Genomic DNA, 6417 nt, shown 5'->3' with positions numbered 1-6417 from the left:
CACCTCCCGGTGGGGCGCCCAGCACTGGCAGCAGCCCTTGACCAGTAGCAACCGCACAGTTTCCCGGCACGATGCAGCGTGCATCGCGATCGGGCAACGCGCCCTCGGGCACCCGATCCGGCGACGGACGGCACCGCCCCCCGCTCACCGGAGCGATGAGCAGGGGCATCGGACCGTCCAGGCCGGACCGGAGACCCGACGGCGTGAGGGACCCCGCCCCCGCCTTCCCGGATCACGGACGAGATCCGTGCCGCCCGGGTGCGGAGCGAAAGCGGGCGACCAGCGTGCCCAACACCGTTCGGAGCACGCGGCTGAGCAACAGCGGCCCTGGAAACAGGACTCACTCCCGCTCAGTATTTAGGAACGGTCACACGTGTGCACCGTACGGAACGAACGAGTGCGTTCCCTACGCGACGGTCGCCGGGAGGGCACGCCCCGGTGCCCGCGGTCGCCTGCGTCCCGGGGCGTCGGGGTCCCGTTGCGGCAGGAACGCCGTACGGTGCTCGCGGTCGCGGATGGCCGTGCGCACCCGGGTCGGCGGCACGGCGGGCGCGCTGCGCGCGGCGATCAGCGCGCACGCGGCGAGGACGGTGCCGACCGCGGCGGTCGCGGCGAAGGCGACGGCGGCGGCGGCGGCGGGCAGGCTGCCGGTGTCGAGGACGGCGACCTCGAGGAGCAGGATCAGCAGCGCGATGGCGGGGCGCAGACTTGCCCACATCCGGACCATCGACCGCCCCTCCCCTCCGCCGACCGCCCTTGTGACGTGGCCTACTGCCGTTGCAGCGCCTCGGTCTCCAGCGGCTCCAGCAGCCTCTTCGGCCTGAGGAGCGCTCGGCTGACCGGATCGGCCGGGGCCCGGTCGACCCCGGGTCCCGGCACCATTTCGACGTCCGGGACGGGCACCACGGTTTCGCAGACGGGACATTCGCCGTACGGTCCGAGCTCCGTGCCGCAGGCCGCGTGCCGGTAGACGAGCAGGGGCTTCTCGCAGAACTGGTCGCGACCCCAGAGTCCGAGCGAGCGCAGGATGGGCCACAGGGCGATGCCGCGGTCGGTGAGGACGTACTCGTCGCGCGGCGGCGACTCCTGGTAGCGGCGCTTCTCGAGGATGCCCTGGGCGGTCAGGGTCTGCAGGCGGGCCGCGAGTACGGCACGCGGCACGCCGAGGTGGACGAGGAAGTCGTTGTAGCGGCGCACGCCGTAGAACGCGTCGCGCACCACCAGCAGTGTCCAGCGCTCGCCCACGACCTCCAGCGCCCGAGCGATCGAGCACTCTTGCGTCGCGTAGTCCTTACCCAGAGCCATGCACCCCACTGTACCCAGATTCCGACCAGTTAGTTCATTGACCGAATCGACTTTTCGGAAGCTTGGTTCAATGACCGAACCGAGACCTGCTAGGGTCAGCCACAGGCAAGGTTCAATGACCGAACCAAGCTCTGTCGCTGAACACCGTCGGTCCGAACCCCTGAACCGACCCGCCCCGGAAGGGCAGGCCATGCCACAGCTGGAACGCACGTCCACGACCGCCGCCGCAGAGCGCGCGGCCGCTCCCGCGGCCGGCGAGACACCACGGGCGACCGCCACCCTCGCACTGACGAGCGCGGCCACCGCCGTGGCGCTCATGACCTACACCGCGCCGGCCGTCGCGCTCCCCGCCACCGCCGCTGCCCTGCACACCTCAGTCTCCGCGCAGGCCTGGCTGCTCAACGGCACCCCGCTGGGTCTGGCCGCGCTCCTCCTGGTGGCCGGCAGCCTCGCCGACGACTACGGCCGCCGCCGGATCTTCGTGGCAGGCACGGTCGCCCTCGGTCTCACCACCGTGCTCGGCGCCTTCGCGACCAACACCTGGATCTTCACCGTGGCCCGTATCGCGCAGGGCGCGGCGAGCGCCGCGATCCTCGCCAGCAGCCTCGGCCTGCTCGTCCACGCCTTCCCGTCGGCACGGGGCCGGCTGCACGCGACCGGTGTCTGGGGCGCCTTCGTGAGCGGCGGCATCGCGGTGGGCCCGGTGATCGCCGGAGCGATGCCCAACTGGCGGTCGACGTACGGAGTCCTGGCGGCCGTGACGCTGATCGTGGCGGCCCTGTCCGCACGCGCCCTCACGGAGTCCCGCGCACCGCGCGGCGGCCGCCCGGACATGCTCGGCGCCCTGGTCTTCAGCCTCGCCCTGGTCTCCCTCGTGGCCGCGCTGACGCTGGGCCGCGACGGCTGGCTGCGGACGCCGGTGGCCCTGCTGTTCGCCGCGACCGTGGTCCTTCTCGCGGTCTTCGCCCTGGTGGAAAACCGCACCCGGACGCCGATGATCGACCTCTCCCTGCTGCGGCGCCCCCGCTTCCTCGGCTCGGCGGCGGGCGGTCTGTTCACGGGCCTGGCGGTGCTGGGCCTGTTCACCTTCCTGCCGGCACTGCTCCAGCGGACGATGGGCCTCTCGCCGATCGACACGGCATGGCTGTTCCTGCTCTGGTCCGGCCTGTCCTTCCTGGTCGCGCTCCAGGCGAAGCGCCTGGCCGGCCGCGTCTCGTCGCGCCACCAACTGGCCATCGGCTTCGCACTGCACGCGGTGGGCGTCCTGACCATGCTCGGTGCGGTCGGCTCGGGTTCCTGGGTCCGCGTCCTGCCGGGCCTGGTGATCGGCGGCATCGGCAGCGGCCTGCTCAACGCCGCGCTCCCGCTGGTCGCCGTGGAATCGGTGCCCACCGAGCGGGCGGCGATGGGCTCGGGCGCCCAGCAGACGTTCCGCTACATCGGCTCGTGCGCGGGCGTGGCCCTCACGATCGCCCTGGTGACCACCGGTGGCGGCTCGCTCGCCCACGGCGCGAACGTCGCCGCGGTCGTCTCGGCGGTTCTGGCGGCGGTGGGTGCGCTCGCCGTGCTGGCACTGCGGGAGCGGGCGTAGGGACTACCGGGGGCGTGCGGAGGCGAGCACGCCCCACACCACCAGCCGGTACCGGGAGGTGAACTCGGGCGTGCAGGTGGTCAGGGTGAGGTAGTACCCGGGACGGTCGTACCCATAGGACGGATCGACACGGCTGCGCGGCACCGGAGCGATGACGCCACCGTCCACCGGAGAGGTCCGGGGAAGCACCTGGCCGACGACGTACGTGTACGTGGCGGACCTGGTCTCGACGGTGACGGTGTCCCCGCGGCGCAGACGGTTGAGGTAGCGGAAGGGTTCGCCATGGGTGTTGCGGTGCCCGGCGAGCGCGAAGTTGCCCGCCTGGCCCGGCTGTGCGGTGCCCGGGTAGTGACCGACATAGCCCTTGTTGAGCACGTCGGCCTTGTTGACGCCCTCGGCGACGGGGGCGCGCAGGGAGAGCCGCGGGATGATGAGGACGGCGTAGGCCTGAGAGGGGCCGGGACGAACGGGCCCACTGACGGCCGTCCGCCCTTGCTTCCGGGCTCTGAATCCGCTCGTGGCGCCGGTACTGCCGGCCGTAGGCGCACTCACGGAGCCACCGGCCGACGAGGAGGCCTCCGGCGCGCCCCACTCCCGCTCCAGCGCCTGCACCTTGCGCTCGGCTCCCTGCCGCGCCTCCCGGTTGGTCCACCACAGCTGATGCACCACGAGCAGCAGAAGCACGACGCCGACGGTGACCAGCAACTCACCACCCGTCCACAGAGCCCGCAGGCGCCGGGCACGGCGCCGCCGGAGGGCGTGGTGGACGACGGAGGTGCGCATGGGGCCGGACGATAAGGGGTGCGGCTTCAAGTGGCCATGAGCGTGCAGCGATTGACGCGCGCCCGTCCCACCGACGAACACCCTGCGCAACGCATCGGCGGTATCCGATCGTCACGGACCGCCACACACCTGGGGCACCCGGCCGAACGACTCACCGATTCCTCCGCAACCCCTGGCCTGCGAATCTCTCTCCTTTGTCGGTCGGCGGCAGTACGGTGTCCCCCATGCGCCCCGACACGCCTGCCGAGAACGTCGACCACAACGCCGAAGCAGCACGCCTGGAGCGGGCTGCCGGCCTGTATCCCGAGGACGCGGAACACCTGCTGCTGCAGTCCGCGGCCCACCGGGAACTGGCCGACGACCGCCCGGGTGCCACCGCGCTGTACGACCGGCTGCTGTCATCGTCCGAGCCGCTGGAGAACCCACACCTCGTACGAGCACTGAAGGCGTCGAACCTGTGGGAGTACGACCACGAGGCCGAGGCCCGGGCGATCATCGACGGAGTGCGCATGGCCTCCCCCGGGCAGCCGGCGCCCTGGCTGATCGTCGCTGAGTCCCTGGAGACGCACGACGAACTGGAGGCCGCGGAGGCGACGTTCACCGAGGGGCTGACGCTCCTGCTCGGTGACCACGCGGAGCCACCGCAGTCCACGCACCCGCTCCTGTACGGCCGCCACCGGGTCCGCCGCATGCTGGGCGCGGCGCACGACGAGTGGGACAGGCTGGCGGACACCCTGCACTCCTCCACGGTCTCCCTGGACGAGCTGCACGACCCGAAGCGGATCTGGTCACTGGGCTCGGACAACCCGGCGGAACTGGAGGCCGAGATCAGCCGCCTGCGGGCAGAGCTGGGCGCGTACCGGGAGGCGCTGTCCCGCCCGTTCCCGGTGGCGGTCCTGCACTGGCCGACGGCCGAACTGACGGAGCTGGTGTCGGCGTACCCGACGCTGACCGTGGAGTACCCCTCTCGCGAGGAGCACCTGGCGACCATAGAGGGCTCCCTGAGAGAACTGGCCGCCTCCGGCACACCGAACCTGGGCATCGTGACGGGCACGGTCCCGTCGTACGAGGCGTTCGCGGCGTCGGAGGGCGCGTCACCGGCGGATGTGGCGCTCCTGCCCCAGTACGCGACGACACTGGCGGCCCGGGGACGAGCTGTGGCTTGGCCGCCGGAGCGGGGCAGCGTGTGCTGGTGCGGAACGGAACAGGTTTACGAGGAGTGCCACGGAGAGGTCGGCTGACGGGGCTGCCAGCAGCGGTCACCTGGGGAGACAAGAAGCGCACCACCACCCCTGTCATTGCCTCCTGGTACAACGGCTGCATCGTCCAAGGCCTCGACGTGCCGGATGTGGACACACTTCTGCTGCTACGTCCCACCTCCAGCGCCACGGTGTTCCTTCAGCAACTCGGCCGCGGGCTTCGCCGCAGCGAGAACAAGGCCGTCCTGACGGTGCTGGACTTCATCGGCCAGCACCGCAAGGAGTTCCGCTTCGAGAACCAGTTCAGGGCCCTCACCAACCTGACGCGTAAACGCCTGCTGGACAGCATCGAGCATGACTTCCCACAGCTCCCCTCCGGTTGCCAGATCATCCTGGAGGAGAAGGCCAAGAGAACGATCATCGCGAATATCAAGGAGCAGATCGGGGTCAATGTCACGGCACTTGCGCGCGAGGTAGCCGACTACGCAGAACCAAAGCTCAGTCGCTACCTATACGAGAGCGGGCGGGAGCTCAAAGAGCTCTACCGAGGCAACGGCAACTCCTGGACCGGACTGCTCCGGCGCGCGGGTCTGCTGAAGGGGGAGGCTCCAGAAGGCGAAGCGGCCCTCCTCAAGCGGGTGTCCGCCTTCCTCCACGTCGATGACCCGCTGCGTGTTGCCGCGTATACACGACTGCTGGAGGACGACGCCCCGCCCTACAGTGCCCTCAACGAGCGGCAACAGGCCTACGCGCGCATGCTGTTCTTCCAGCTGTGGCCCTTGGGCGGCGTCACCCGCAAAGGCTTCGCGGACTATGACGAAGGCTTCGCCACACTCCGCAATCAGCACGCCGTACGCAGCGAGCTGAGGCAAGTGCTGGAGTACAACCTCGCCCACACCGAACATGTCCCGATCCCTCTCCTGGGGATCGGCGACTCCAGCGGCGTCCCCCTCACCGTGCACGCCTCATACAGCCGTGAAGAGATCCTCCCGGTCCTCGGCCAGTCGTTCATCGGCGGCTTCATGCCGGGTGACTTCCGTGAGGGCGTGAAATGGTGCGAGTCCATGAGGACCGACGCTCTGCTCATCACCTTGGAAAAGGATGAGAAGGACTTCTCCCCGCAGACGCGTTACCACGACTACGCCCTGAGCGAGACCCTCTTCCACTGGGAGTCCCAGAACCAGACGTCGAACACCTCCCCCACCGGGCTCCGCTACCAGCGTCACGTCGCTGAAGGCAGCCATGTCCTGCTCTTCGTACGCCGATACAAGAACACCGACATCGGAGGGGCCCAGCCGTGGATGCTGCTCGGCCCCGCTCAGTACGTCGAGCACAAGGGGAGCAAGCCGATGGCCGTTACCTGGCGGCTTAAGCACGAGATTCCGGCGGATGTTTGGGCGTACTCCGCCATCGCGGCCGGCTGAACCGCTTCGAGCGCCGGCTCCTCACTCAAGTCCATGTGGCGCGTTGCCCGCGCCGTGGTGACGGCGCGAAAATCGGTCGCGGGTGCCGCCCGCGTCTGACGTCGCTTTCCTCTTG

General features: G+C 70.0%; 5 protein-coding genes and 2 pseudogenes. 4 read left to right on the top strand and 3 right to left on the bottom strand.

What is annotated here, in order from left to right; translation table 11 throughout:
- Positions 1-361 (top strand): annotated as a pseudogene (locus ACWDA7_RS49265) (IS200/IS605 family accessory protein TnpB-related protein); the annotation flags it as partial.
- 45 nt (positions 362-406) lie between these two features.
- Here ACWDA7_RS49265 and ACWDA7_RS49260 read toward each other — a convergent pair.
- Positions 407-727 carry a DUF6412 domain-containing protein gene (locus ACWDA7_RS49260; protein ID WP_450614292.1) on the bottom strand — a complete coding sequence of 107 codons (321 nt, stop codon included), beginning with the start codon at positions 725-727 and terminating at the stop codon, positions 407-409.
- A gap of 41 nt (positions 728-768) precedes the next feature.
- Complete coding sequence (locus tag ACWDA7_RS49255; RefSeq protein ID WP_450614290.1) at positions 769-1305, bottom strand: winged helix-turn-helix transcriptional regulator; 537 nt, start codon at positions 1303-1305, stop codon at positions 769-771.
- Positions 1306-1495: 190 nt separating this feature from the next.
- Between ACWDA7_RS49255 and ACWDA7_RS49250 the strand changes: the two genes are divergently transcribed.
- Complete coding sequence (locus ACWDA7_RS49250) at positions 1496-2896, top strand: MFS transporter (RefSeq protein WP_450614288.1); 1401 nt, start codon at positions 1496-1498, stop codon at positions 2894-2896.
- Positions 2897-2899: 3 nt separating this feature from the next.
- Here ACWDA7_RS49250 and ACWDA7_RS49245 read toward each other — a convergent pair whose 3' ends face one another.
- Positions 2900-3679 (bottom strand): class E sortase, encoded by a 780-nt coding sequence (locus tag ACWDA7_RS49245; RefSeq protein ID WP_450614286.1) that lies wholly within the window; start codon positions 3677-3679, stop codon positions 2900-2902.
- Positions 3680-3903: 224 nt separating this feature from the next.
- Here ACWDA7_RS49245 and ACWDA7_RS49240 point away from each other — a divergent pair, with 224 nt between their 5' ends.
- Together ACWDA7_RS49240 and ACWDA7_RS49235 are read left to right on the top strand one after the other, a co-directional pair.
- Positions 3904-4920 carry a hypothetical protein gene (locus tag ACWDA7_RS49240; protein WP_450614285.1) on the top strand — a complete coding sequence of 339 codons (1017 nt, stop codon included), beginning with the start codon at positions 3904-3906 and terminating at the stop codon, positions 4918-4920.
- An 86-nt stretch (positions 4921-5006) separates the two neighbouring features.
- Positions 5007-6302: pseudogene (locus ACWDA7_RS49235) on the top strand (DUF3427 domain-containing protein); the annotation flags it as partial.
- Positions 6303-6417: the final 115 nt, after the last annotated feature.

It is taken from the genome of Streptomyces sp. NPDC001156 (assembly GCF_053598275.1).
This window is presented reverse-complemented; position numbering and strand designations above follow the sequence as displayed.